Annotated in this window: 30 protein-coding genes; 10 read left to right on the top strand and 20 right to left on the bottom strand. The window is 59.1% G+C overall.

Annotation, left to right across the window (positions count from 1 at the left end; translation table 11 throughout):
- The first annotated feature begins 57 nt into the window (after positions 1 to 57).
- The 4 genes from ACSQ8R_RS22425 (at position 58) to ACSQ8R_RS22410 (ending at position 2328) form a co-directional block, all read left to right on the top strand.
- Positions 58 to 570: an RrF2 family transcriptional regulator gene (locus ACSQ8R_RS22425; RefSeq protein WP_436255613.1), complete on the top strand. Its 513-nt coding sequence runs from the start codon at positions 58 to 60 to the stop codon at positions 568 to 570.
- A gap of 11 nt (positions 571 to 581) precedes the next feature.
- Complete coding sequence (locus ACSQ8R_RS22420; RefSeq protein ID WP_436255612.1) at positions 582 to 1334, top strand: SDR family oxidoreductase; 753 nt, start codon at positions 582 to 584, stop codon at positions 1332 to 1334.
- A 12-nt stretch (positions 1335 to 1346) separates the two neighbouring features.
- Positions 1347 to 1787: a cupin domain-containing protein gene (locus ACSQ8R_RS22415; protein WP_436257245.1), complete on the top strand. Its 441-nt coding sequence runs from the start codon at positions 1347 to 1349 to the stop codon at positions 1785 to 1787.
- Between the two features lie 94 nt (positions 1788 to 1881).
- On the top strand, positions 1882 to 2328 hold the full coding sequence (locus tag ACSQ8R_RS22410; protein WP_436255611.1) for a carboxymuconolactone decarboxylase family protein: 447 nt from the start codon (positions 1882 to 1884) through the stop codon (positions 2326 to 2328).
- A 67-nt stretch (positions 2329 to 2395) separates the two neighbouring features.
- Here ACSQ8R_RS22410 and ACSQ8R_RS22405 read toward each other — a convergent pair whose 3' ends face one another.
- Entirely contained in the window at positions 2396 to 3319 is a 924-nt protein-coding gene (locus ACSQ8R_RS22405) for an SDR family NAD(P)-dependent oxidoreductase (protein WP_436255610.1), read from the bottom strand.
- Between the two features lie 62 nt (positions 3320 to 3381).
- Between ACSQ8R_RS22405 and ACSQ8R_RS22400 the strand changes: the two genes are divergently transcribed.
- A complete protein-coding gene (locus tag ACSQ8R_RS22400) occupies positions 3382 to 4326 on the top strand; it encodes a LysR family transcriptional regulator (RefSeq protein ID WP_436255609.1) in 945 nt (314 codons plus the stop codon).
- Positions 4327 to 4384: 58 nt separating this feature from the next.
- Here ACSQ8R_RS22400 and ACSQ8R_RS22395 read toward each other — a convergent pair whose 3' ends face one another.
- Complete coding sequence (locus ACSQ8R_RS22395) at positions 4385 to 5272, bottom strand: LysR substrate-binding domain-containing protein (protein ID WP_436255608.1); 888 nt, start codon at positions 5270 to 5272, stop codon at positions 4385 to 4387.
- Positions 5273 to 5379: 107 nt separating this feature from the next.
- Between ACSQ8R_RS22395 and ACSQ8R_RS22390 the strand changes: the two genes are divergently transcribed.
- From ACSQ8R_RS22390 to ACSQ8R_RS22375, 4 genes are all read left to right on the top strand, one after another.
- On the top strand, positions 5380 to 6012 hold the full coding sequence (locus ACSQ8R_RS22390) for a glutathione S-transferase family protein (RefSeq protein ID WP_436255607.1): 633 nt from the start codon (positions 5380 to 5382) through the stop codon (positions 6010 to 6012).
- Between the two features lie 42 nt (positions 6013 to 6054).
- Positions 6055 to 6825, top strand: coding sequence for an enoyl-CoA hydratase/isomerase family protein (locus ACSQ8R_RS22385; protein WP_436255606.1), 771 nt, complete (start codon positions 6055 to 6057; stop codon positions 6823 to 6825).
- Between the two features lie 87 nt (positions 6826 to 6912).
- Entirely contained in the window at positions 6913 to 7590 is a 678-nt protein-coding gene (locus ACSQ8R_RS22380; RefSeq protein WP_436255605.1) for a peroxiredoxin-like family protein, read from the top strand.
- 54 nt (positions 7591 to 7644) lie between these two features.
- Positions 7645 to 8358, top strand: a complete 714-nt coding sequence (locus ACSQ8R_RS22375) for an SDR family oxidoreductase (protein WP_436255604.1) — start codon at positions 7645 to 7647, stop codon at positions 8356 to 8358.
- Positions 8359 to 8576: 218 nt separating this feature from the next.
- Here ACSQ8R_RS22375 and ACSQ8R_RS22370 read toward each other — a convergent pair whose 3' ends face one another.
- From ACSQ8R_RS22370 to ACSQ8R_RS22330, 9 genes are all read right to left on the bottom strand, one after another.
- Positions 8577 to 8900 (bottom strand): hypothetical protein, encoded by a 324-nt coding sequence (locus tag ACSQ8R_RS22370; RefSeq protein WP_436255603.1) that lies wholly within the window; start codon positions 8898 to 8900, stop codon positions 8577 to 8579.
- Positions 8901 to 8934: 34 nt separating this feature from the next.
- On the bottom strand, positions 8935 to 9711 hold the full coding sequence (locus tag ACSQ8R_RS22365) for a molybdopterin-binding protein (RefSeq protein WP_436255602.1): 777 nt from the start codon (positions 9709 to 9711) through the stop codon (positions 8935 to 8937).
- Positions 9708 to 10559: a cytochrome b/b6 domain-containing protein gene (locus ACSQ8R_RS22360; RefSeq protein ID WP_436255601.1), complete on the bottom strand. Its 852-nt coding sequence runs from the start codon at positions 10557 to 10559 to the stop codon at positions 9708 to 9710. The genes ACSQ8R_RS22365 and ACSQ8R_RS22360 overlap by 4 nt, the downstream gene beginning before the upstream one ends.
- 109 nt (positions 10560 to 10668) lie before the next feature.
- Complete coding sequence (locus ACSQ8R_RS22355) at positions 10669 to 11295, bottom strand: hypothetical protein (RefSeq protein ID WP_436255600.1); 627 nt, start codon at positions 11293 to 11295, stop codon at positions 10669 to 10671.
- A 67-nt stretch (positions 11296 to 11362) separates the two neighbouring features.
- The gene (locus tag ACSQ8R_RS22350; protein ID WP_436255599.1) at positions 11363 to 11953 is read right to left on the bottom strand and encodes a TetR/AcrR family transcriptional regulator; all 591 of its coding nucleotides are present in this window, start codon (positions 11951 to 11953) and stop codon (positions 11363 to 11365) included.
- 169 nt (positions 11954 to 12122) lie between these two features.
- Positions 12123 to 13106 carry an aldo/keto reductase gene (locus ACSQ8R_RS22345; protein ID WP_436255598.1) on the bottom strand — a complete coding sequence of 328 codons (984 nt, stop codon included), beginning with the start codon at positions 13104 to 13106 and terminating at the stop codon, positions 12123 to 12125.
- Between the two features lie 64 nt (positions 13107 to 13170).
- Positions 13171 to 13926 carry an SDR family oxidoreductase gene (locus ACSQ8R_RS22340; protein WP_436255597.1) on the bottom strand — a complete coding sequence of 252 codons (756 nt, stop codon included), beginning with the start codon at positions 13924 to 13926 and terminating at the stop codon, positions 13171 to 13173.
- Positions 13927 to 14058: 132 nt separating this feature from the next.
- On the bottom strand, positions 14059 to 15477 hold the full coding sequence (locus tag ACSQ8R_RS22335) for an MFS transporter (RefSeq protein WP_436255596.1): 1419 nt from the start codon (positions 15475 to 15477) through the stop codon (positions 14059 to 14061).
- An 84-nt stretch (positions 15478 to 15561) separates the two neighbouring features.
- The gene (locus tag ACSQ8R_RS22330; protein WP_436255595.1) at positions 15562 to 16107 is read right to left on the bottom strand and encodes a TetR/AcrR family transcriptional regulator; all 546 of its coding nucleotides are present in this window, start codon (positions 16105 to 16107) and stop codon (positions 15562 to 15564) included.
- Positions 16108 to 16304: 197 nt separating this feature from the next.
- Here ACSQ8R_RS22330 and ACSQ8R_RS22325 point away from each other — a divergent pair, with 197 nt between their 5' ends.
- Positions 16305 to 16712: a RidA family protein gene (locus ACSQ8R_RS22325; RefSeq protein ID WP_310221644.1), complete on the top strand. Its 408-nt coding sequence runs from the start codon at positions 16305 to 16307 to the stop codon at positions 16710 to 16712.
- Positions 16713 to 17076: 364 nt separating this feature from the next.
- Here ACSQ8R_RS22325 and tnpC (ACSQ8R_RS22320) read toward each other — a convergent pair whose 3' ends face one another.
- The 9 genes from tnpC (ACSQ8R_RS22320) to tnpA (ACSQ8R_RS22280) all read right to left on the bottom strand — a co-directional run bounded on the left by tnpC (ACSQ8R_RS22320) (position 17077) and on the right by tnpA (ACSQ8R_RS22280) (position 25743).
- Positions 17077 to 18609 (bottom strand): IS66 family transposase, encoded by a 1533-nt coding sequence (tnpC, locus tag ACSQ8R_RS22320; protein WP_436255594.1) that lies wholly within the window; start codon positions 18607 to 18609, stop codon positions 17077 to 17079.
- A gap of 71 nt (positions 18610 to 18680) precedes the next feature.
- Positions 18681 to 19037, bottom strand: a complete 357-nt coding sequence (tnpB, locus tag ACSQ8R_RS22315; protein WP_436255593.1) for an IS66 family insertion sequence element accessory protein TnpB — start codon at positions 19035 to 19037, stop codon at positions 18681 to 18683.
- Positions 19034 to 19480, bottom strand: a complete 447-nt coding sequence (gene tnpA / locus ACSQ8R_RS22310; RefSeq protein ID WP_436255592.1) for an IS66-like element accessory protein TnpA — start codon at positions 19478 to 19480, stop codon at positions 19034 to 19036. The genes tnpB (ACSQ8R_RS22315) and tnpA (ACSQ8R_RS22310) overlap by 4 nt, the downstream gene beginning before the upstream one ends.
- A 387-nt stretch (positions 19481 to 19867) precedes the next feature.
- Positions 19868 to 21031, bottom strand: a complete 1164-nt coding sequence (locus tag ACSQ8R_RS22305; protein WP_436255591.1) for an RNA-guided endonuclease InsQ/TnpB family protein — start codon at positions 21029 to 21031, stop codon at positions 19868 to 19870.
- A 533-nt stretch (positions 21032 to 21564) separates the two neighbouring features.
- Positions 21565 to 23004: a TolC family outer membrane protein gene (locus ACSQ8R_RS22300; protein ID WP_436255590.1), complete on the bottom strand. Its 1440-nt coding sequence runs from the start codon at positions 23002 to 23004 to the stop codon at positions 21565 to 21567.
- A gap of 65 nt (positions 23005 to 23069) precedes the next feature.
- Positions 23070 to 23375: a hypothetical protein gene (locus tag ACSQ8R_RS22295; protein WP_436252703.1), complete on the bottom strand. Its 306-nt coding sequence runs from the start codon at positions 23373 to 23375 to the stop codon at positions 23070 to 23072.
- The gene (gene tnpC / locus ACSQ8R_RS22290) at positions 23375 to 24940 is read right to left on the bottom strand and encodes an IS66 family transposase (protein ID WP_436252704.1); all 1566 of its coding nucleotides are present in this window, start codon (positions 24938 to 24940) and stop codon (positions 23375 to 23377) included. Before tnpC (ACSQ8R_RS22290) ends, ACSQ8R_RS22295 begins: the two co-directional genes overlap by 1 nt.
- Before the next feature lie 72 nt (positions 24941 to 25012).
- On the bottom strand, positions 25013 to 25360 hold the full coding sequence (gene tnpB / locus ACSQ8R_RS22285; protein ID WP_132442462.1) for an IS66 family insertion sequence element accessory protein TnpB: 348 nt from the start codon (positions 25358 to 25360) through the stop codon (positions 25013 to 25015).
- Positions 25357 to 25743 carry an IS66-like element accessory protein TnpA gene (gene tnpA / locus ACSQ8R_RS22280; protein WP_436252705.1) on the bottom strand — a complete coding sequence of 129 codons (387 nt, stop codon included), beginning with the start codon at positions 25741 to 25743 and terminating at the stop codon, positions 25357 to 25359. Before tnpA (ACSQ8R_RS22280) ends, tnpB (ACSQ8R_RS22285) begins: the two co-directional genes overlap by 4 nt.
- Positions 25744 to 25777 lie beyond the last annotated feature (34 nt).

Raw genomic sequence — 25777 nt, 5'->3', positions numbered from 1 at the left:
AGGATTGACTGGCAATCGTATCGCGGATATATTTTATCCACGATTAGGAGATGAAACATGAAACTGAGCGAAGGCGTCGAACAGGCAATTCATTGCGTGGCGTTCCTGGCCGGCTTGTCCGAGGACGGGGTGCTGTCGGCCGCAGCCCTGGCGGAATTGCATGGCGTGTCCACGAGCTACCTCCTGAAGCACCTGCAGGCGCTTTCCGGTGCCGGGATCGTCGCGACGACGCCGGGGCCGAAAGGTGGCTATCGTCTGGCGAAAGCGCCAAAGGACATCAGCCTGCTCGACATCGTCCTCGCAGTCGAGGGGCCGGCGCCCGCGTTCCGATGCGCAGAGATCCGCCAGCGTGGGCCGAACCCTCTTCCGCAGCGCTACTTCACCAAGCCCTGCCAGATCAACGCCGCAATGCTGAAGGCCGAGAAGGCCTATCGCGCAGAACTCGCCAAGGTGTCCGTTGCGGACCTTCTGGCGGACCTCGGCGCAGACGACGACGGCGGTATCGCCGCCCGCGGATGCGCCTTCCTCGAACTCCACGAACGCAAGACGGGCAATCGCGCCTCGTCATAGGAGAAAGCACCATGAGCAAGATGAAGAAGGTCGTCGTCATTGGCGGCACGGGCCTGATCGGCTCGAAGGCAGTGAAGCTTCTGCAGGACGCCGGCCACGAAGCCGTCGCCGCAAGCTCCCGCAACGGCATCAACGCCTACACGGGAGAAGGACTGGAAGCGGCGCTTACGGGCGCCGACGCCGTCATCGACGTCTCAAACATGATGTCGCTCGACAAGGACGTCATCACCGACTTTTTCGGGACGTCGAGCCGGAACTTGACGAGCGCCGAACAGGCCGCGGGCGTACGCCATCACGTCGCCCTCTCGATCGTCAATGCCGACAAGCTTGCGGCCAATCCTTACATGGCCGGCAAGCTGGCACAGGAAGAGGCCGTCGCATCCTCCGGTCAGGCCTATACCATCGTCCGGGCAACGCAGTTTCACGAATTCATCGAAACCCTGGCCGGCGCCTATGCAGCCGACGGCGTGGTCAAGGTGCCGGATATTGACTTTCAGCCGATCGCGGCCAGTGACGTCGCCGCCGCTCTGGTGGAAGCCGCGCTCGGGGAACCGAAGAACGGAACGGTCGATCTTGCCGGACCGGAACGGGCACCGTTCGAATCCTTTATCCGGGCGTATCTCGATGCGAAGGGCGACGGCAGTCCGGTGACCGCAGTCGCCACAGTAGACTACTTCGGCGCACCTGTCGCCAAAGGCTCGCTAGTTCCTGACGGAGAGTCCATCAAGGGCCGCGTCACAGTCGCCGAATGGCTGAAGGCTTGAGGGGAGTGCACGATCATGAAGACCATTCTCTATGCGGCCGCAACACTCGCGGCATCCCTTGCCACCGCGTCCGCTCATGACGTGACAAAGCCAGGACTCGCGTACGACACGAAGGATGCCAAGGTGACGCTCGTCTACGAGCATCCCCTGCCCGACGTTCCCGGCAAGAGCGTCAAGGGCGTCCTCGTCGAGTACTGCCCCGGCGGCTACAGCTCCGCCCACACGCATGCGAAGTCTGCGCTGATCTATGCCACGCTCCTAGAAGGCGCGATCCAGAGCGCCGTGAACGGTGGCGAGACGAAGACCTTTACCACCGGTCAGAACTTCACCGAGCTGCCCGGAGACCGGCACGACGTCAGCGCCAATGCCAGCAAGACTGAACCGGCGAAGCTGCTCGCCGTCTTCGTCGTCGACACCGTCGACACCGTCCTGACGACGCCGCGCAAGCCGTAGCGCGTCCTACGAAACCTATTCGCTAAACCACAGATCACCCGACGACGGCTACTCCGGCGAATGGAAAGCCGTGTCCTCAAGAAAGGAAAGCAACATGTCCCGCATGAACTGGTCCGAAGTCGCCCCCGAGGGTGCCAAGGCGCTCTTCGGTGTCCACCACTATGTCACGGCCAAGACGAACCTGCCGGCAGAGCTGATCCACCTCGTCTTTCTGCGCGTGTCTCAGATCAACGGCTGCGCCCACTGCATCGACATGCATAGCCGCGATCTGCGCAAGACGATGTCCATCGACAAGATCACGCTGGTTCCGGTGTGGGACGAGGTGCCCCACCTGTTCAGCGACCAGGAACGCGCCGCTCTCGCCTGGGCAGAGGAAGTGACCAATGTCAGCCAGACCCATGCCTCCGATGAGGCATATGCGGCCGCCGCTGCAGCGTTCGAACCGAAGGACCTCGTCGATCTGACAATCACGATCGCTGCAATGAACGCCTTCAACCGGCTTGGTGCGCCGTTCCGTCTTCCGGTGGCGGCAAAGGCTTGATTGGAGCTGCAACAATTGCGAAAGGCAGCCTGCCGAACCGCGCGAAAGGTCCGGCAGGCTGCGCCAACTACAGCGGCGATGAGACCATCCGCGTCGCCATCTCCCAGAGACGGAAAGCGTTCTCCGGATCGACCGCGTATCTTGCCACTCCCTTGAACGGCCCGGCTCCGCGCTCGTCGACCACAGGGGCTTCCTGGCAGTCGTCGAAATATCTGCCGGAAATTCCCTCCACGAGCGGCGAGCCCGCGAGCAGCACCGACGTGGATGCCCCCTGCTCTATCGTCTTGCGCAGATGCTCGGGCGTCCGAAGGCCGCCAGTGTGCTTCTGAAGGCCAGTTGCGATTGCTCCGGGGTTGAGAGCGTTCGACGTGATGCCGTCGCCGGCCCAATTTTTCGTTATCCCAACGGACATCAGAATGCAGGCCGTCTTCGACTGCCCATAGGCGAGTAGCGGATCGTATGGAATGAAGTGGAAGTCAGGATCGTCCCAGAACACCGGCGCAAACAGGTTGCCCGTCGAGGCGACTGAAACCACGCGGGCGCCGTTCGCGCTGGCCAGATGCTTCCGCAGGCCGAGCGCAAGCGCGAAATGCCCCAGATAGTTCGTGGCGAACTGCATCTCCCGCCCTTGCGCATTCCTCTTCAGTTCGGGAATGGCCATCACTCCTGCGTTGTTGAGGAGGACGTGCAGGGGCTCGTCCCAGCTCTCCGCGAATTCCTGCACGGAGGACAGGTCGGCGAGGTCGAGGCGACGGACGTACAGTCGAGCCGCCGGCATCGCCTGCCTCATCTCGGCGACAGCTCTCTCGGCCTCGTCCGGGCGGCGGGCCGCAATCGTCACGGCCGCGCCTGCGGCCGCGAGAGCACGGCTCGTCTCCAGACCGATCCCTGCTGCTCCTCCGGTCACAATGACATTTCGTCCGGCGAGTTCGACGCCTTCCAGGACATCGGAGGCGGTCGATGAAAAACCAAATGGGATGGATGAAGTCATGGTCGTACTCCTTCGAACATTCGACTTGCCCGGAAGATAAGCGCGTGGCATTCGTGAACTAGATGGCAGACGCTACACGCAATGATGAGATAATTCGAACAGTCGGCGCGCTCCCCCCAGGGGAGCTGGCGGCATTCCTTGCGGTCGCCGAGCACGGAGGTTTTCGAGCAGCGTCAAGAACGCTCGGCCAGACGCCGTCGGCGCTGAGCCACGCGGTCGCCGGACTGGAGAGACGACTGAAGGTGAAGCTCTTCCACCGTTCGACCCGGAACGTATCGCTGACGGAGCCTGGGCGAAGGCTCGCAGATCGCCTCATGCCCGCGATCGGGGAGATAGGGCTGGCCGTCGAGGAATTGCATGAGCGTGCCGCATCGCCCACGGGACTTGTACGGATAAACTGCGACGCAAATGCTGCGGAGCAGGTGCTTATGCCGCTGCTGACACGCTTCATGAAGCTTCAGCCCGCAATGCGGTTCGAAATCCGATCGGAGGGCAAACTGGTTGATATTGCCGAAGGAGGCTTCGACTGCGGCGTGCGGGCAGCCGAACTCGTTTCTGGAGAGATGATCGCGATCCCGATCGGTCCGGATCAGCAGCACATCGTCGTGGCGTCGCCCGGCTATCTTTTTGGCGCGCCCGCAATCAAGACGCCGTCGGACCTCTCGCTTCACCAGTGCGTCCAGCTCCGCATGGCGAGCGGGTCGATCTATCGCTGGGAGTTCCAGCGTCGCGGCGAGCATGTTGTCGTGACGACGAGTGGTAATCTCGTCGTTGACCAGTCTCGGCTACTTCTGGCTGCAGCTCTCGACGGGTGCGGACTTGCCTACATAACGCAATGGATGGCGGCGCACGCACTGGCCGACGGCAGGCTCTGTCAGGTGCTCGCAGACTGGACGCCGCCCTATCCGGGTCTATGCCTCTACTATCCGCGGCATCGCCACATTGGTACGGGGATGCGGGCTTTTCTGGACTTTCTGAGATCCCCGCCCTCAGATTCGAACTCTTGATGTAATTCGAACCCGGCGACCTGACTTAGCCGGATGACGAGACGTCGTTCATTCTCGATTACAGACTTCTCGTAGCAACGATTGATCCCGCGAAATCGGCGAATGCGCGGGCTTTTGCGCTTGCCAGCCTCCCAGTTGGAAACACCGCCCAAAGATCAATCGGCGGAAGTTCCCAGTCTTCCAGCACGCGTTGTACCGTGCCGTCCGCCAGTTCCGGCGCGAACATCCAGTCGGAGGCGACCGCCACGCCCAAATGCGACAAGACAGCGGTGCGTATGCCTTCCGCGGCACTGAACCGTGCGCGTCCGGAAACAGTTACTGAAGCCTGCGTTCCCTCGCGGGTGAAGGTCCAGGCATTGCCGAGCTGGGTGTAGACAACAGCCTGATGGGCTGCGAGATCAGCCGGTACAAGCGGCATGCCATGACGGCCGAGATAACCGGGCGTCGCCATCACGGACCGGCGGCCGGTGGCGAGCTTTCGCGCCACCGCCGACGTATCTGCCAGCTCCCCCATCCGCAGTGCGACATCTATCCCTTCCGAGACCAGATCGATAACCCGGTCGTCCAGGATGACATCGACCTCGAGATCCGGATGACTATCCATGAACTGCGACAGGTGTGGCAGGATCATGATCCTCGCAAAGGTCGTTGCGGCGCAGATCCGAAGCCGCCCCGATAGTCCGGCTCCGGCGCCCTTGGCCTCTAGCTCCGCCTCATCCGCTTCCTGGATCGCCGCCTTTGCGCGCTCGAAGAAACGAACCCCCGCGTCGGTCGGGGAAAGCCCGTGGGTCGACCGGATGAGCAGACGGACTTGCAGGCGGTCTTCGAGCTGCGCGATCGTCTTCGAAATCGCCGGCTGTCCAACGCCGATCTGTCGGGCAGCCCCCGAGAAGGACCCTGTCTCCACCACACGCACGAATGCTGTCATCGCCTGCAGTCGGTCCATCGCTTATTCTCCTTGGGAATAAACATTATCGCTTCAAGCCGCCTGCCGCAAGCTCTGAGGAATGGTCATAACTTCTCCGACGGAACACGATCCGATGGAGACGAACGATGATCGAAGTCCAAGCCTTTGCCACACCAAACAGCGTGAAGGTGCTGATTGCCCTCGAAGAGATGGGGCTGCCCTATGAGCTGAAGCCAGTGAACGTCCGCAAGGGTGAGCAGAAGACCGAAGCATTCCTTGCACTGAACCCGAACGGCAAGGTGCCAGTTGTGGTCGATGACGGCTTCGTCCTGACGGAAAGCGCCGCGATTCTTGTCCATCTCGCCGAGAAGACAGGCAAGCTCCTGCCAAAGGACAGCGCCGCCCGCGCTCGTGTCTTCGAACAGCTCTTTTTCCATGCTTCGGCCTTGAGCCCCGCCTTCGGCAACGCCGGCTTCTTCAAGCGCTCATCACCGGAGCCACAGCCGATCGCCGAGGCCCGCTTTACAACCGAGGCAGAACGGATTCTCGGCCTGCTCGATGCCAGGCTTGCCTCACAGCCTTTCATGGCTGGAGAGGAGTTCACCATCGCCGACATCGCCCATTTCGGCTGGATGTGGCGGATCCAATTTCCGGGGCTCACCCTCGACGGTCGCCCCAACCTTTCCCGCTGGTACGACGCCGTGGCTACACGCCCCGCCGTCCAGCAGGCCATCGCTCGCGCTGAAGCCGTGATTGAAACTCAGCGGCCCGCCGCCTGATCCTCCCAACGACATACCCGCTTAGACACAAAGGAGACAACCATGTCCAAATTCGAATCCTACAAGAACAGCTTCCCGAACGCCCGCCTGACCCGCACGCCGAGCGGCGTCCTTGAAGTCGCGCTGCATACCGATGGCGGCAAGCTCGTCTTCAACGGCCATACCCACGAGCAGTTCGTCGACCTTTTCCACCAGATCGGCTCTGATAGCGAGAACCGAGTTGTCATCCTCACCGGCTCGGGCGACGCCTTCATGGATGCGATCAGCCCCGACGGCTTCGATTTCTTCTCGCCCCGCGGTTACGACAAGATCTTTCGCGAGGGTCGCAAGGTTCTCATGAACATCCTCGACATCGAGGTGCCAATGATTACGGCGCTGAACGGTCCGGTTCTTCTGCACTCGGAATATGCGCTGCTCACCGACATCATCCTTGCGACGCCGGAGACCGTCTTCCAGGACAAGCCGCATTTTGACTTCGGCATCGTGCCCGGCGATGGCGTCAACCTGCTCTGGCCGGAAGTGATCGGCAGCATCCGCGGCCGCTACTTCATCCTCACCCGCCAGGTGCTCGATGCGGCAACAGCCAAGAACTGGGGCGTCGTTAATGAGGTCGTGCCGGCAGACAAGCTTCTCGCCCGAGCTTATGAGATTGCTGACGGCATTGCCGCCCTTCCGCCGCTGACCTCCAGCTATACCCGCATTGCTCTCACCCAGAAGCTGCGCCGGATCATCGACCAGGATACCGGCTACGGACTTGCCCTCGAAGGCATCAGCGCCGCCGAAGTCGCCCGCTCAATGGCCCCACAGGGCTGATCACCTTCCAAATTCATCAGTGGACTTCAGGGCGCATCCTGAAGCCAAAATGCCCGACAATCTAATTCCAATTCAAGTAAAACGACTATGACCCTCCAATCCAAGCTCGATGCTTTCAAAGCCGATTTTGAAGCCGGCAAGCCGCCGTACAATGTACCTTACTCGGTGATCGAGACGATGCACCGCGCCACCGCCGAACTGATTGCCTTTGGCGCTGCCCAGAAGGCCCTGAAGGCTGGTGACAAGCTGCCGGAGTTCACACTCTCGGACCCCGATGGCAATCCGGTCTCGTCTACCGATCTTCTGGCACATGGATCGCTGGTGATCAGCTTTTATCGCGGCGTCTGGTGCCCCTATTGCAACATGGAGCTTCAGGCCCTGCAGGAAGCTCTGCCGCAGTTCGAAGCCCTCGGTGCGAAACTCGTTGCCATCTCGCCGCAGAACCCGGTCAACAGCCGCAAGTCGGTGCGCCAGAATAACCTGACCTTCCCGATCCTGTCGGATCCGCACAATGATGTCGCAGCCGCCTTTGGCCTTCGCTTCCAGATGCAGGATTATCTGGTCGAGCTCTACAAGTCGCTGAAGAACGATCTTCCGGCTTTCAACGGCGACCCGAGCTGGACCCTGCCGATGCCTGCCCGTTACGTCGTCGGCAAGGATGGCGTTATCCTCTACGCCGAGGTCAATCCGGACTATACCCGCCGCCCGGAGCCGGAAGACATGTTAACCGCGCTTCGTGCGGCAGCCAACCGCGCCGCCGCCTGATCGATCCCCACCAGAGGACCCTGCCTCTTCGGAGGTAGGGTCGAGGATTTTCCCATGAAGAGAAGATTTCTGATCACGGGTGCCAGCAAGGGAATCGGACTTGCCCTGGCGAACCGTCTTGCTGGACAGGGCCATGAGGTCATCGGCATCGCCCGTAACGCGACCGAGGGCTTTCCTGGTCAACTCCACTTGCTCGATCTTTCAGGCCGGTCCGCCGGCGATCTGCTTGCGGCCATCTTCCGCGATGGCGGGATTGACGGGATCGTCAACAATGTCGGGCTGGTGCGGGCAGAGCCGCTGGGCGATATCGCGGTCGAGACGCTCGAAGAAGTGATGCGCGTCAATTTGCATCCGGCTCTCGTCGCCACGCAAGCAGCGCTGCCCGGCATGCGTTCGCGGGGCTGGGGGCGGATCGTCAACATCTCCAGCCTCACGGTCCTGGGCAGCGTGCAACGCACGAGTTATGCCGCCGCAAAGGCTGCACTTGTCAGCTTTACCCGGAGCTGGGCTCTGGAACTCGCCACCACGGGCATCACAGTCAACGCCGTGTCGCCTGGCCCCACGGAAACCGAACTCTTCCGGGTCAACAACCCGGTCGGCGGCGAGGGAGAAGCCCGATATCTCGCGGGCGTTCCAATGGGGCGGTTCGGCCGGCCGCACGAAATCGCTTCGGCGGTCGCATTCCTGATGTCGGAAGACGCAGGCTTCGTCACTGGGCAGACGATTAACGTCGACGGCGGCGCCTCAATCGGGAAGGCAGCATTGTGAGAACGTGAGCGTCCCCTGAAATCAAATCACCGGTCTCGCGAATAGGCGAGATCGGCCAAATGGGATCGTCTTCGCCTTGAGCAGAATCGAACCGTTGGCCGTGTCTTTAAGGCAGCGATATCGAGAGCGAAATCAGCGCCTTAAACGCCATGGGCTGTAAATGATTCAACATTGGTACCTGTCCCTATCTTCAATTGATGAAATTCCGGCGGTGCGCCTTACAGGAAGCCGACATGCTCGCCAGGCGGAGTGTTCTCGTCCCAGTTTATTTGTCCGATCCGTTCGCTTTCGCCGGAAAGCTTTCCGACTTCGGAAATACCAGAATCGCGTGGTTCGTCCTGAGAGTGAGCCTTTGCCTCGCCGGACTTCTCGCTCTCCAACCGCATGCGTCTTTCAAACGCCTCGTTGATCGCTCCTTGCCGCACTGCGACCCATCGGCCGTCAGGATCGGAGAAGATCGAACTGGTCTGGTTGATCTCGACCTGTCGTGACGGCGCGACCGCGGAAATCGGCATCACTTCCTGAATTCTGCGTCTAGTCATGAACTGTGATCCTTTGATTCAGCGTGCGAACGCCTCAGATGCCGGCGTACCATTCGTAGCCACGGTCTTCCCAATAACCGCCGTTCCCGCCCCACAGGCCGGCGAAGCTGTCGACCAGTTCGATGCGCATGATGTACTTTGCCTGTTTGTAACCCAGCTGCCGCTCGACCCTCAGGCGCAGGGGGGCACCGTGGCCGACGCTGAGATCCTGGCCGTTCATCTGGTAGGCAAGGATGGTCTGTGGATGAACCGCGTCGATGAGATCGATACTCTCGTAGTAGCGGCCGCTGCCATCGAGCGTCTTTTCGAGCTCGTCTGCACAATGCAGCACGACATAGCGCGCCGTGGGCTTGAGCCCGGTCAGATGCAGCAGGCTGCCGAGCGGAACTCCTGTCCATTTGCCGATCGCACTCCACCCCTCGACGCAGTCATGACGGGTTATCTGGGTGCGGGAGGGAAGCGCCCTCAGATCGGCCAGCGAAAGCGACTGAGGCCGATCGACAAGACCATCTATCTTCAGCCGCCAGTCTGCAAACTTGCCTTCCAGCAGTTCCGCATATTCCTCACTGTCAGGGGCAGTCGTTCCATTGACGCGGAAGGACGGGGAAATGTCCTTTTCATCAAACTCACGCGCCAGTGCATCGCGCCTTTGAAGCAGTCTCTGGGCCTTCATTGTCAGTTGCTCGGCTGAGCGAAGGACATTCGCGATGTCCGCGTTCTGGTCCAGCAGATCACATCCGGAAAGGGTCAAAGCACTGGCGCCAAGTGTGCCGCCGATCAGAAAGCGGCGTCTGGTGAGAAACGTGCTCATGCATTCGGTCCTTCCTCGTGGATGGCGTAACGTCCGGTGATCATCGAGCGGATATTGTTCCAGGTCCCGGACAACACGACCATCGCCACATGCACGATGACGAAGATGACCAGCGCCGACGCTGTGATGAAGTGGATGGTGCGCGCGGACTGGCGTCCGCCGAAGATATCGACCAGGGCGGGGAAAGCAGCGTCAACCCCGGGTGACATGGTCAGCCCCGTCAGCACCATCAGGGGCAGCAGAATGAGCATAACCGCAAGGTAGGTCAGCTTCTGCAAGGCATTGTAGTGCTTGGCCTCCTCCCCTTTCGGAAAGCGCAGCCGAGCATGGTCGAGGACTTCACGGCCGAGGTGGCTCGGCGAGAGCTCACGCGCCGTAGGAGCCAAGTCGCGCCTGAAATGTCCGCTCAGCGCGCTGAAGCCGAGATAGACGATGCCATTGATGACAAACAGCCAGGCGAAAAAGAAGTGCCAGCGCCGGCCAGCCGCAAGATCCTGAAACGACGGGATCGTTGCCCAGGACGGGAAAGCGCGTGCAGTCGGCTCCCCATCAACATTGGAAAGACCAAGCACACCCGTCGTCGGTATCTGTACCCCCGCAACACGCACGAAACCGCTTGGCTCGGCGGCATCATTGGCGCCAATCGTCAACACAGCGGGATCGCCATCCGCACCGTAATGACCCCAGTAGAGCTCGGGATGGGCATTGAAGATCTGCAGCCCGCTCAACAGGAGAAAACTAAGGCAGAGCACGTTCAGCCAGTGCGTGAGCCGTGTCACAACCGAGTGGCGGCGGATGAAGACCCTCCGCGGGTAGCGGATGTTATCGTTAGAAGCTTCTGCGCTCATCTTAGCGTCTTTCTTCAGTGACATCTCACGGCTGCAGACAGGCAGCATCAATATCTAGTCGCTGGCCGGAGCAGTGGGGCGGGTGCTCCGGCCAGTGACGGCGTGGTCTTCACATGGGGGGAACCACGCCATTCTTGCCGACGACCACCTGATGGGCGATGGGGCCAGTCGCAGCCTTTTCGGCGGTGATGAAGACAACGGCGCCGGGAACGAGGTCATCCTTGGCTGCCGCAGCAATGGTCACGACAGGGGTGCCATCCGGGATGGCGATTTTCTTCTCCTTGCCGTGATAGGTCACAGTCACAGTGCGTCCATCGACGCCCTTTACGGCATCAGCAACCGTCGCATTGGTCATGCTGCTGTCGGGTTTGAGATCCCAGCCATAGCTACCTTCGCCCGTGCCCTTCATGGCCGGCGGGAAAATCAGAACCTCGAGCGCGCCATCACCGCCATCGGCCTTCGGCAGAGATGCGATGCCGACAAAATCGCCCGGCTTGATGTCGGTGACCTTTGCGTCGGCCACGCCCGCGACTTTCCAGTCGTCGGCAAGCGCGACATCGATTGTCTCGCCTTCGCGCGTTTTCACTTTGAGCGTTGACCCCTGGTAGTCGACGATGCTGCCGCGAACATGGATCGGCGCGGCTTTCTTATCCTCGGCAGAAGCGAGTGTCGAAAGGACAGTTACAGAAAGGATGCTGGTCAGCCCGAGGGCTAGAGTTGGGAAAACATTTTTCACTCTTATCTTCCTACTAGTTGGTAGTTTTGTTGGACGCGATTTACCTGAGCAGCCTCGCCACGCAGGATTAGTGAGAGACGGTCGGCGTGAGCCGGTTGAGGACAGGTGCGAGGATCATCGGGAAAACATCCGCTTTCCCATAGGCTCTTGCCGACAGCATCGCCCCATAGACGGTCGCGAGAAATGCTTCTGCTTCGACGTGGGGCTCACTGGTGAGGATTAGTGCGCCTTCCCTCGAGCCACGCTCCATCACAGATGTCAGCCACGAAGAGATGAAGCGGAAGAACGCCGTAACCTCCTTGGCGACCTCCGGCGGCAGGGACGGAAGCTCACTGGCAAGCAAAGCGCACACGCAGTAGGGTCGGCTGGCATCCTCGATGCATTTTGCCCAGTGGTTGGCATACACTTTGAGCATGTCCAAGGCGTCAGGGACGTTTTGCTCAAGGATCGCCACAGTTGCCTGACCATCTTCGCGATAACGTTTGACCAGCTCACGCACTAGATCCACTTTGCTGGGAAAATGATGGTGGATGCTGGCCTTGCGGATTCCAACCTCTTCCGAGATGTCAGCATAGCTGAATCCATTATAGCCCCCGTTCATGAGGAGAGTTCCGGCAGAAGCCAAAATGTCGTCGGAAGTGGTTGAAAGATTGCTCATACGGTTCATCTACCTTTTAGTAGGTAGAAGGTCAAGAGCAAAATGCTTCTCTATTTCCGCCGTCGGTGGACATCGACGTTCCGTCGCTTGAGCGGCCATGTCGACCAGACAGAACACCCATGACCGGGCTGGCCATGGACGCACGCAAGCTCGAGGCCAACCCGTTGCGTCAGGAAAACCCAACAACCGCGTGTGGAATGTAGTTGATCTCGAGAGCTTGTATTTCAGCAGCGGTGAGCCTGACGTCTAGCGCAGCGGCAGCATCGTCCAGGTGATACAACTTGGTTGCGCCAATGATGGGTGCCGTGATCTCGGATTTAGATAGAACCCATGCCAACGCAATCTGTGCTCTGGGCACTTCCCTCTCCTGCGCAATCCTGGCAACCGCCTCCGCCACGCGTCTGTCGGCGTCCTCGGTGGTTCGGGTGTAAAGACCCTTTCCGATCTCATCGGTTTCGGAGCGCTCGCTCTGCGCGCTCCAATCGCGGGTCAGACGGCCACGTGCGAGTGGGCTCCACGGGATAACGCCGATACCGTCTGCTTTGCAAAGCGGGAGCATCTCTCTCTCCTCTTCACGATAGAGCAGGTTTAGGTGGTTCTGCATGGAGACGAACCTTGACCATCCGTTCGCCTGCGAGACGGAAAGCATTTTCGAGAACTGCCACGCGTACATCGACGACGCACCGATGTAGCGGGCTTTGCCCGCCTTTACGACGTCATGCAAAGCTTCCAGCGTTTCCTCGATCGGCGTGTGATGGTCGAAGCGGTGGATCTGGTAGAGATCGACATAGTCAGTCCCCAACCGCTTCAGGCTGGCATCGATCTCCGAAAGAATAACTTTGCGGGACAGACCGGCGCCATTTGGTCCCGGCTTCATCCGGCCGTTGACCTTCGTCGCGATGACGACGTCGTCTCTCGTCGAGAAGTCCCTTATAGCGCGGCCGAGAATTTCTTCGCTCGTTCCATCAGAGTAGACATTGGCGGTATCGAAGAAGTTGATCCCCAATTCGATCGCTTTGCGGATAAAGGCGCGACTTTGCTCTTCCGTCAGCGTCCATGGATGACTGCCACGATCGGGTTCCCCGTAGCTCATGCACCCAAGGCAGAGGCGAGATACCTCAAGGCCGGTATTTCCAAGGCGCGTATATTCCATATCATCTCCAATTTTGCAGCGAGAGCGTGGTTTGCCAATCGGCAGGTCTCGCCTTGCCTAATGATCAAGCGCTTATGCCGCCATCGACGAGAATGCCCGAGCCGGTGATGTAACCAGCGCCCGGCCCCGCAAGGAAGGCAACGGCCTCTGCAACCTCTCGAGTGCGACCGTAGCGGGCAATCGACAGGCTCGGCAGGATAGCAGGCGCCAAGGCGCCGTCGGCGGGGTTCATGTCGGTGTCGATTGGGCCCGGCCGTACCAAATTGACAGTAGTCTCCCGCGGACCCAGTTCGCGCGCGAGACCACGGGTGAAACTTTCCAGAGCGGACTTGGTCGCTGCATAGACCGCAATCCCTGCGAAGGGGACAGCTAGGCCTGCATTGCTGCCGGTACTGATGATGCGGCCTCCGTTGGGGATATGCTTTAGCGCCGCCTGCGTCATCAAGAAGACGCCGCGAGCATTGACGTCCAGCTGCAATTGAATTTCCTCCAAAGGCTGAGTGGCAAATTCACCAGCAAAAAGGACGCCGGCGTTGTTGACCAGTATGTCGAGGCCGCCAAGGTCACCGACAGTCTTATCGACAGTGGCCGTCGCGGTCTCGACTCTCGCGGCATCGGCCTGGATGGCGACAGCTTTGCGGCCCAGCGCGACGATCTGTGCGGCGAGAGCTTCGGCCTTTTCGGCCGACTTCTCATATGTGATTGCAACATCGGCACCATCCTGAGCCAGCTTCAGCGCGATGGCCGCGCCGATACCGCGTGCTGCACCGGTCACAAGCGCTCGTTTGCCTGCAAGAGGAAGGTTTGGGGTGATGTCCATGGGGCGGTTACCTCGAAATCTTGGGTTTCAATCCGTAGGGAAATGATTGGGTGGGCTGGTGGCCGATGAGACGTTGTCAGCGGTCCCGCCCTCAATGGACAAACCGATGATCAACCCTGCAGAGGCTCTTGCTTATCGGACGATCTCTTTCTTCGGTCCGAGGTCGGCAGAAAGCCAACCTGCAATGAGAAGACAAAGACCGATCGCGACTGCTGCTACGCTGTAGGCATGGCCAATCGATCCGACATCGTTCGATGAGCCCAGGATCGAAAAGAACAATCCGCCGATCAGAGCTGTCGCTAAAGCGCCGCCAATCTGAAGCATCGAATTGACCAGGCCGGACGCCAAACCAGACTGCGTCGGGTCAACCCGCTGGACGACTGTCCTCACGAGATTTGGAAGGGCAATTCCTTGTCCGGCACCTACGACGAACAATGCAACGAAAAGATACTCCGGCGTCCCGAACGAGATCAGGGCTGCCGTGCCGAACAATCCGGCAGCCTCCAGGGACATGCCTGCCGCGGTGGAATATCGACCGAAAAGGCGGAAAATGTGCCCACTCGCAAATGGCCCCAAGACGAAGCCGACCGCCGCGGGAAGGATTGCAAGCCCGGCCTCAAATGGTGTGCGACCAAGGCCGCTTTGTTGATAAACCGAAAATGTCAGCCAGAAGGCCGCAAAGGCATAGAAGAACAATGCGGCGAGCAGCCCGCGCTTCAATCCCGGAACCTGAAGCAGGCGCGGTGCGAGGATCGGATCTCTTCCAGCCGCCTCCACCTTCTGCTCGTAATGCCAAAACAGGACTAGAAGCGGCAGCGAAGCGGCAAGCATCAGAAGTGACCAGACCGGCCAGCCATGCTCACGGCCCTCGATGAGCGGCCAGATCAGCGCACAAAGCGCGAGTGCAATCAGCACAGCTCCGCCGAGGTCCAGTTTGCTTGCGTGCTCAGATCGCGTCTCACGCAATGCCATCACCGCGGACGGCGCCGCTATGGCGATCACGGGAAGGTTGATGAGGAAGATGGCCCTCCATCCCAGCTCAAAAATATCGAGCGCAATCAGAACCCCACCGAGAAACAACCCCGCCATAGATGCGATACCGAATGTCAGCGCGTAAAAGCTGAGCGCCTTTGATTTCTCGTGCTCGGGAAAGATTGCGTTGATGGAGGCCAAAGCCTGCGGCGCCATGATCGCTGCAGCGAACCCCTGAAGGATCCGGCCGAGAACCAGTACCGCTGGCGACCAAGCAAAGCCGCATAAGGCGGAGGCGCCTGCGAACGCGACCATCCCTGCCAGGAAGACATTCCGACGACCGTAGAGATCCCCAAATCTGCCGCCAGTGATCAGCATGACGGCGTAGGTGGTGGCGTAGCCCGAGATGATCAGTTGCATTGTCGATGCAGAGGCGTGGAAGTCCTCACGGATCGAGGGCAGCGCCACGTTGACGATGAAGAAATCCAGGGGCGGCAAGAACGCTCCGGTCAATAGAATGACCAATGCGGTCCATCTGCGCGGGTCATTGGCTTGCTCAATATTACGGACATGTTCCAAAAGTCTCTCCATGTCGATTGGCAGAGCCGATCAATCGGCTTGTACAGATGCGTCTTTTAGGAACCATTTAGTTCCAAATTAAAGTCAGTCGAAAGGTTTCAGCGCGAAGTCGACCATTGCCTTTGTCGCGTCTCGATCCGCTCCTGCTTTCCCTAAAACTCTCATTCCTTGAATCTGACACACGAGGAACCGCGCTAGCGTTCGATCGTCCAGTTCAGGATCAATCTCACCCAGGGCTTGAGCTCTTATGATCGCCGCCGCGTATAAATCTTGCAGTCGCCGAAACAATCGCGCAATTCGAGCAGAAACCTCTTCGTCTGCCGGAAGCATTTCCACAGCCGACAACACGACAAAGCATCCACGCAGTCCCTCCTTGCCGGAAGACTCTTCGACTTGCCGCGAGAATGCTTCTTTGATGGCAGCTTTCGGCGACGAGTTGGAATGCAGGATTTCCCCAGTCTTTCGAATGGCATCGTCGATGTAGACATCAAGCGCACGGAGATAGACGCCCCGCTTGTCTACAAACGCCTTGTAGAAACTGCCTCTCGATAATTCCATGCCTTCGAGCAAGTCAGGCAAGGAGGCATCGTGATATCCACGATCCCAGAATACGCCCATCGCCTTGCGCACGGCGTCATCAAGCTCGAATTCGCGAGGGCGTCCGGCGGACGGGGATGTCTGACTGTGTTTAACCATGAGGCCAATATGGAACCATTCAGTTCCTATTGCAAGTGATGTTTTCTGTGATTATGGAGAAAGGCCGTTACGTTGAGGCGCCGCCTTTCTCTGACTGGGCCGCCTCTCTCTAAGAGGAAAAGGGCAGGACGATGGATCGAGAAGTCATCATTCCGGAGGAAATGCGCGAAATCGTGGCACGCGCAGGATATGCTCCGGCGGTTAAGGTCGGCCACACGATCTACGTCGTCGGGCAAGTCGGCCGCACGAGGGACCTTGAGGTGATTGAGGACGCGCAAGAGCAGTTTCGCGCCATGTGGGAAAACCTGCGCATTGTCCTTGAGGCAGCGAACTGCACCTTCGACGACGTGGTGGAGATGACTAGCTATCATGTTGAGATGTCGAAGCACATGGATATCTTCCGGACGGTGAAGAACGAAGTCTTCCCAAAAGGAACCTACGCATGGACGCGCATCGGCGTATCCGAGCTTGCACATGCGGGCTTGCTTGCCGAGGTGAAATGCGTCGCGGTAAAGCAATCGCAGACAACCTCAAGCTGATTGGCCAAACAGGTTCAGCCAGCCACTCCGCCTTAAAAGGGTACGAACCGGCGACCCGACCTCTTCGGGACACGTGGAATCGTTAAGTTGTTGAAACGAAAGCGACATGATTGAGCAGTCGCTTTCTTACGGTCTTGTACCAAAGAACAAACGCAGGCCCGCGTCGCGATCGTGACCGCCATATCCTACGCCCCTGAGCTAAAAAGATTGAGTTAGACACAGCCTTTTAAGCGCCGCCTATAGGCGGCCATCCACCGCCGGCTGCGAACGTAGTGGTATTTGTTTCGCCCCCTAGACAGTTCCGATTGCGGTAGAAAATGCCCTTTCACCCAATCGTTGATGTAATCCTTGGTAAGCGCTGTTTTCAGGCCACGGCTTTGAGATCGTGCTTTGCGGCATAGGCCCAAGGCAGCAGGTCGTCGATCTGGCTATTTGGATGATTGTTGACGATCTTGGTGAGGACGTCTGAGAGATAGGCCAGTGGCTCGACATTGTTGAGCTTGGCAGTCTCGATGAGCGAGGCAATGGTCGCCCAGTGTTCGGCCCCGGCGTCAGAACCGGCAAATAGCGCATTCTTGCGATTGAGGGCAATTGGCCTGATTGACCGTTCGACGACGTTGGAATCGATCTCGATCCGGCCATCGTCGATGAAGCGGGTCAAGCCGTCCCAGCGTGACAAGGCATAGCGGATTGCTTCGGCGAGTTTTGTCTTCTGACTGATGTAGCCGAGTTGTTCACGCAGCCAGGGAGCGAGGCTGTCGGTGATCGGACGACTTTTTTCCTGACGGGCGACACGACGCTCCTCGTGGGTCCGGCCACGTATCTCTTCTTCGATCCTGTAAAGTTCGGCGATGCGTCGCAGCGCCTCGCTGGCGATGGGTGCCGGACCGGCCGCAGCCAGTTCATAGAAGCGGCGTCGAACGTGGGACCAGCAGAAGGCCAGCGACACGGTGTTCTTTGCCGCGAGCGGGCGATATCCACTGTAGCCGTCTACCTGCAGGATGTCGACGAAGCCGTCGAGATGGGCCATCGGTCGTTCGCCTTTGCGATCTGGCGCATAGACATAGGCGACACCGGGCGGGTCTTCGCCCTGCCACGGCCGGTCATCTCGTGCATAAGCCCAAAGCTGGCCGGTCTTGGTTTTGCCACGTCCCGGATCGAGCACCGGGGCTGTCGTCTCGTCGGCGAAGAGCTTCGACGATGACTTCAGATGATCAAGCAGCCGCTGATGGACCGGGCGTAGATGCCAGGCGGCGCGACCGACCCAGTCGGCGAGCGTCGAACGGTCGAGGTCGATGCCCTGACGCTTGTAGATTTGCGCCTGGCGAAACAGCGGCAGGTGGTCAGCATATTTAGAGACCAGCACCTGGGCGACGGTTGCCTCTGTCGGGATGCCGCCTTCGATCAGCCTTGCCGTGGCCGGAGCCTGGACAACGACTTCTTCACAGGCCCGGCAGGCATACTTCGGGCGGCGCAGCACAAGCACCCGGAATTGGGCGGGCACAAGATCGAGCTTCTCGCTGACATCCTCGCCGATCCGATGCAGGTCGTTGCGGCAGCAGGGGCAGGCTCGGTCATCGATATCGACCACGATCTCGACGCGCGGCAGATGCGCTGGCAGTGAACCTCGGTTGGTGCGCCGTTTGGCGACCTGCGCCTGGCGCAGAGCAGTTGAGCCCTGTTCCTTCTCTTCCAGCCCGGCAGCCTCGATCTGTTCGGCTTCTTCAAGCCCAAGCAGAAGCTGGTCCTCGGGAAGCGTCTCTGCCCGTCGACCAAAGCGGTGACGCTGTAATTCCTTGATGATCTGCCGCAGGCGGGCTTTCTTCGCCTCACGCGAAAGCACCATCGCTTTCAGCGCGTTCAGGTCATCCGGAAGCTCGTCTGCCGTCATCGTCATGGAGCGAGAACAGCATATTTTGCCGCTCGGAACGAGAGGCTGAATGGCTCTGGTTCAATTGGTCGCGCCCGTTATCCGGCCTTTATCGGCGTGCGCGTTTCACTCGGCGCATGCACGCGTTTCCAGTCCAATCCTTCGAACAGAGCCGAGAACTGGGCGGCCGTCAGATGCATCGCACCGTCATGCATTCGAGGCCAATGGAACTCGCCATCCTCAAGCCGCTTGGCAACCAGGCACACGCCGCTGCCGTCCCAGAAGATCAGCTTGATCCGGTCCGTTCGCTTGGCCCGGAACACGTAAATCGTGCCCGAGAACGGATCGGCACCCATCTGAGCCTTTACCAGTGCCGCCAATCCTTCAGCACCTTTGCGGAAGTCGACAGGCTTGGTGGCGATCATCACTTTTACCGCACCGGACGGGCCAATCACGATTGAGCCTTCAACGCCTGGATGACGGCGGCAATGGTTGCAGCATCGGTGCCAGAGGCAATGCGCAGCATTGCTCCATCAATCCGCAATTCAATAGCCGCCTCCGGAGAAGTTCTTCTTGGCAACCCTGCTTGCCGCGCCTTCTTCGGTTCCGACTTCTCGGGCGACACGACGACTGCTGGTGCAAACATTGGTGCTTCCTCCGGCACGGAAAGAACATCAAACGGCTTTCGGGCAAGCCGTCGCCATGTGAACAACTGCTGCGGCGTCAACCCATGCCGCCGCGCCACAGAGCACACCGTGACCCCGGGCTCGCAACTCTCCGCAATAATCTGCGCCTTCTGATCGTCGCTCCATTCGCGACGACGGCCATTGCCTGTGAACACCTCAAACCGGCGTATCGGCTCATCCTTGGATTTAAGCGTAAGTTCTGAAATCGACATATGTCCAAGCCCTCTTTCGAGGTTGAACATCAATGATCAAGCGATGATCCGTAAGGTGGGATCAGGACAGCGCTTACGATTGATCGGGGCGCAAATCAGAATGTTGGCCCTGCTTGTTCCCCGCATTTCCAAGCCTCGCAGGCGATTTCGGCCGCATTCGACGGACCATGGCGTCGACCGGGACGAGGCAGCGGGAGATCGCATCGACGCCCAATTTGAGCCGGTGAGGGGTTATCCGACAACACGACCTCACGTGGAGCCTTACATTCTAGCATTTCCGCCACGGCATACCGCAAACGTATTTTCTCTAACCGCTCTCCAGAACCTACACAACGCTACGAATAGATTGTCAAAGCTATGCGCTGACGTTGTCGTCTGGTTCCTGCTTCATCGAGGTCGTTTCACACGAGGCTTATGCTTCGCGTTAGAACGTTTCTCTCCACAGGCGGGAACCGCGAAGCTCGCGGCCATTTGTTCCAGGTTGCAAGCGGCATTGAAATCGCGCCTGGCCTCATATCCACAATCGCCGCAATGATATACTCGCGGCGACAGCGCCAGCTCAGGTTTCACTGAGCCGCAGCAAGAACACGTCTCGCTTGAAGGAAAAAACTCGTCGGCAACAACTATGATTGCGCCGTAAAATCGCGCTTTGTAATCCAGCTGGCGCCGGAATTCGACGATAGAGAAATTCCTTATGGAACCCGTAAGGCGAGTGCGCGCGATCACATCGACAGTCGAATGGCTAATCCCGATACGGCGATAAGTCTTCGTCAGCTTCGAAGTCGTCTTGTGTAGTACATCCTGGCGTACGTTGCTGATTCGGGTCTGCAGCCGGGCCAAGCGACGCTTCGCCTTCTGGCCGTTCTTCGAGCCCCGCAGTTTTCGCGATAACGCTCGACTGTTGCGCTTCAGCCGCGTCATTAAGGCGACATGAGCTTTTGGCTCGGCCACATCGGTACCGTCGCTCAGAGTCGCAAATGGCGTCGTTTCGAGATCGACGCCCACGGCGTCAAGAGGCTGCTGAATAGATTTCTCGTCCTCAATATCGACCATGATTGAGGCAAACCACCGATCGGCTTCGCGACTCACGGTAACGCGCTTCAGTTTACCCTTGAAACGGACCTCCTCACGCATTCGGACCCAACCAACGACGGGAAGCTTAATCCGCCTACCATCGCAGCGAAATTTATTCGCCTCGTTTGCGGCACAGAAACTATCGCGCTTTCCCCTGGTTTTAAATCGCGGATATTTTCCGCGTTTTTCAAAGAAGGCGCGGAAGGCCAAGCCGAGATTGATGATTGCTTCCTGAGTGGCGCATTTTGTTACATCGAACATCCATGGGAAAGTCTCGCGCTTCATCCCATTCAACTGCCGACGCAACGAAATTTCCGTTGGAAGAGGTGAAGACGGATCGTCCCTACCGATCAGATACTGCCGCTTCCATTCAGCTAACGCCCAATTGTAAACGAACCGCGCCGTTCCCGCAGCGCGCGCAAAATAGGTTTGCTGCATATTTGTCGGATCAAGAGCAATCTTATGTGCAATGAGCATGGCTGGTTTCACCGCTTTGCGGGCGCCCGGTGGTGGTTTTCACTTCCTCGCGCAAGTAGCTACTATAGGAATGGCGGCCAGAAAAGAGGGGAATGATCCTGCGCACATATTTGGCGAGGCCTGTCTTCAGACACATTGCTTCGCACGAAGGCTGGAGAATGCTGCGCTGATTTTGAAGGCACCGCCAGGCTCGGGCGGCTCTATGAAACTGCTCCCCTAAGTCGCCGATTTCCAGCCCAACTGAGACTCGACAAGAATCCTACGTGGCAGCTGCTGCGTAAAACCTATCCACTGCCCAACATGCCTTTCCTCAATGGTTTGCAAGACGACCTGAGTATTGATGACGAATGGTCGAAGCCGCGGTATATCCGTCTTCGCGCCCGAGGTGGTTCGCCTACGCTGGTCTCCCGAGGTGTTCGAACAGGCCGCGCCGATCCTCACCACAGGGGCAGGAGCCATGGCAGATCGAGAAGCTTTTGTCGCAACCGGTCTTGGTCGAGCTTTACGTTGAGCATTTGGTCCTTGCCAATCCGTTACTGTCGGATCGGCGCCAGGAGATCCATGGGCATGCCAGCCTTTTGACGGGAGTCAACTTCGACATAGCCAGGATTCGTGACGCCACCCGGGACAGCAAACTCATTCCGGGCATACGCCTCAGCCTGACCGACGGGCTTGAGCTTCATCGACTGAAGCAGGCTGCCCGATGCGGCCAGGATCTTGTATTCGGCGAAAAGCGAAGCAAATCGTGCGGTCTCCGCAAGAATGCTGGTATTGAAACGGGTGTTCTGGGCATCCAGAACGTCGAGAAGCGAACGCTGGTTGACCTTGAACTGCTCGCGATAGGAGGAGACGAGGCTGCCGTTCGTCGAGGACTGGCGCGCCAGGATCGTCGACAGTTCGCCGCGGCCGCTGCGCTCGTTCCATGCGGAACGAATGGATTCTTCAACCTCGCGATGCGCCTGCGCCAGACCGTAGCGCTGTTCGCTTGCGCGACGGATCTGCTCCTGCTCGCGAGCCTGGTCGATACCGCCGCGATAGAGGTTCCAACGGGCTGTCACACCAACCTGAACGTCGTTGGTATTGCCCTGGTTGCCGTCGATGTCGTTACCGACACGTGCGCTACCCTGAAGATCGACCTTCGGCAGGTAGCTGGAACGCGAGCCACGCACACCGGCATCAGCCGCATCGACGTCCGCATCGGCGGCGTGAATCTGCGGGCTGTTCTTCTTGGCGATGAAGATCGCGTCGTTGAGCGTCTTCGGGATGAACTTGGCGAGCGATACCGGCACCTTGACCGGACCGATCGGTTCCCCGACCGTCTTCAGGAAGCGGATCTTGGTGAGCTCCAGCTCTTCCTGGGCTTCGCGCAACCGGGCCCGGGCCGCCTCGAGGCGCTCGCGGCCCTGCAGGCGGTCGGCGTCGGTCAGCGCACCACCCTGGATGCTGGCGCCGATATCGCCGAGGATCTGGTTGTGGGAAGCGACGTTTTGCTGGGCGATACCGACGATCTTGGACTGCAGGATATACTCAAGATAATCTTGAGTGACTTGAAGAGCCAGCGACTCGGACCGCTCAACAACGCGGAACGAAGCGCCATCAACGCGCGATGCCTGCTGCTCGACCTGAGAGCGTCGGCTGCCGCCGTCAAACAATGTTTGAGTAATCGTCAGGCTCGCATCGGAGCCCTTGAAGTTCTCGTAGTCACGAGTCAGCGTGCCCGTACCGCTGTTTGACAGTCTACGTCGGCTTACACCCGCCTGCAGATCTATGGAAGGAAGATAAAGACCTCGCGCCTGTCGGAGTTCGAACTCCACAGCCTCGCGATTTTCTACCGCCTGCATGATCTGCGGATTGGTTTTCAGGGTCTTTGCTACTGCTTCATCGAGCGTCATTGCGTTGGCAGGTGCGCTAAACACAACCCCCAAGGCTACGGTCGCCCACAGTGTCGCCCAAATTCTTCTGCTCTTAAACAATCGGAAGCCCCTCGCCGATCTAAAGTGAGCGTCCGGCGAACGAATTATGGCGTGGTTGAAGGAATCTATGGGACGCGCTTCACCTCATCTGCCATGACTCGCTCGATGAGCTCGGGATCGCATTTTTCGTCGACGAGGAACTGGCGGATACCACCATCCCAGGTCCTGATGTCGGCGAGTAGATTTTGAAGGTCGTCGATTCCATTTTCGGTCAGACCCTTCGTGCCATCTTCACTGCCATCGCGCACATAAACCAATTCACCCCCGGCGATATTGTCCGAGTTGGCGGTCACCTCCTCGATGAGTTCGAGGTTCTCGCCGATCATACTGGCGACCTCTTTCAGCGTATAGATGAACCTCGATCGTGCCATCACGCCGCCTCGTATCGGTCTTTCGCCTGTGTCCAGTTCCAGGGCAACAGGTCCTCAAGTCGGTTCTTGGGGTGATCCTGGATCCGGGTCAGCACGTCTGTGAGATAGACCTCCGGATTGTGGCCATGGAGTTTGGCAGTCTCGATGATGGTCAGTATGTTGGCGATGCGCTCGCCGCCCTTGTCGGAGCCGGCGAACAGCCAGTTTTTTCTTCCGATTCCAAGCGGACGCATGGCCCGTTCAGCGATGTTGTTATCGATTTCGACCCGGCCATCGTCGATGTAAACGCTCAAGGCTGTCCATCGCGAGAGGGCGTATCGCATTGCTTCGGCCAGCTTCTGCTTCTGTGGCAGCGTCGGAAGCGTATCCTCGATCCAGGCCTTCAACTCTCCCAGTATGGGTCTGGCATGTTGTTGGCGCAGGGTACGCCGCTCGTCAGCCGGCATGCCGCGGATACGATCCTCGATATCGTAGAGCGCTCCGATCCGCGACAACGCTTCCTCAGCGATCGGAGACGGCTTCAGCTTGATCACATCATGGAACTTGCGGCGCACATGCGCCATGCACGCGGCTTCGATGATCTGGTTGCCGTAGAGTTTCTTGTAGCCCCCATAGCCGTCGGCATGCATCACACCGCTGAAGGTGGCGAGGTGGTCAGCCGGATGCTCGCCCTTGCGGTCAGGGCTATAGTAGTAGGCGATCGCGCCGGGAGTGGGGTCCTGGTAACCGCTTCCATCGAAGACATAGACCCAGACCCTGCCGGTCTTCGTCTTTCCTCGCCCGGGGTCGAGAACATCGACCGGGGTATCGTCCGTATGTATTCGGTCGACCGCGGCAATATGGGCTCTGATCAGCAAGATGAGAGGAGCCAGTAGAACGGAGACGCGACCGACCCAGTCCGCCATCACGGATCGGGAGATGTCTATCCCCAACCGGTCGTACATCTCGGACAGGCGGTAGAGGGGAATGTGATCGTCGAATTTGGCGACCATGATATGGGCCAGCAATCCCGGCCCGGGTTTGCCGCGCTCGATCGGCAGGGTCAGCATCTCACCCGCTACCGTCGTGTCGCACTCCCTGCAGATCATGCGCTTTTCGACATGACGGACAATCTTGACCGACGCCGGCACATGCTCCAACACCTGGACCACCCTGTCGGCCGCCTTCAGGAACGAAGTGCCACCACAGGTCGGGCAATTGCAGGGCGCCGCATAGACCAGCTCTTCGGTTGGAAGACCATCGGGCAATGGCTTGCGCTTCGGCTTCTCGGATGCGTGGTCCAACTCCGGCAGAGGAGTTTTCCCGGAGCGCAGTTCAGCCTCGGCACGGGAGGCCTCGATCTCCTCCAGCATCAGCTCAAATTGTTCGATCTTCCGGTCGACCTTTTCCGAAGAAGCGCCGTGCTGCCGATGGCGGAGCAGTTCCAACTGCGCGCGTAAAAGCCCGATGATGGAGTCGCGCTTGATGACCTCGGCTTCCTGGCTCTCAAGTTTCGCCGCCTGCTCGGCGACGAGCGCGCGCAAAGCAGATAGCTCGTCCTGACTGTCCAGCGGCGTTGTTTCCATACCCGCAAAGGTAGCCGATTTGCGCCAAAAACGCCAGTTTTTTGCCCCGGATCTCCCTGCAAAATATAGCTTTTACCCCGTTCGACCAGGAGCGGACGTCCACGCCGGGCGGCGCCAGTCGATCCCCTCAACGAGCATGGAAAGCTGCGCCTGCGTCAGGTGCGCTACGCCCTCTTTCGCCGTCGGCCACGGAAAGTATCCGCGCTCCAGAACCTTGTAGAACAGGCAGAACCCCTGACCGTCCCACCAGAGAAGCTTGATCCGGTCAGCGCGCTTGCCGCGGAAGCCGAAGATCGCACCGGAACTCGGTGCCTCCTTCACGACCGTTTCGACCAGCGCCGATAGACCATCAATGCCACGCCGCATATCGGTTACCCCGCAGGCCAGATAGACCCGTACATTCCCGGAAGGCCCGATCATGCCGCCTCCACGCAAGCGACCAGTGAGGACAGCACCTCAAGATCCATGTCAGCCGCAATTCTCAGCAAGCGGCCATTCCTCAGGACAATTTCAACGCCTTTCCATCGAGACCGAGCGCCGCTCCTCTTGAAGCCGTCACTCAAGCTCTCAGCTCCCCCGACAAGCGACACCGGGACGAACGATACGGTCTCTGAAGGTTTCAATTCGGGTGGCGAGAGCTTCCTTCGCCAGGCGTAAATCTGCTGTGGAAGAACGTCGTGCCGACGTGCCACATCCGACACGCTGCCATCCGCGCTGAACGCTTCGCGCAATATCGAACGCTTCTGTTCTGTCGACCACCGCCGCTGTCGCTCCGCACCCGTCAGGATCTCAACCTTGGCCATTCATACCCTGTTACGTCACAAATGATTCATCTGT

The organism is Neorhizobium sp. LjRoot104, from assembly GCF_964253725.1.
Classification (GTDB): Bacteria; Pseudomonadota; Alphaproteobacteria; order Rhizobiales; family Rhizobiaceae; genus Neorhizobium.
The sequence above is the reverse complement of the archived record's forward strand: the minus strand, read 5'-3'. Positions and strand labels throughout refer to the sequence as shown.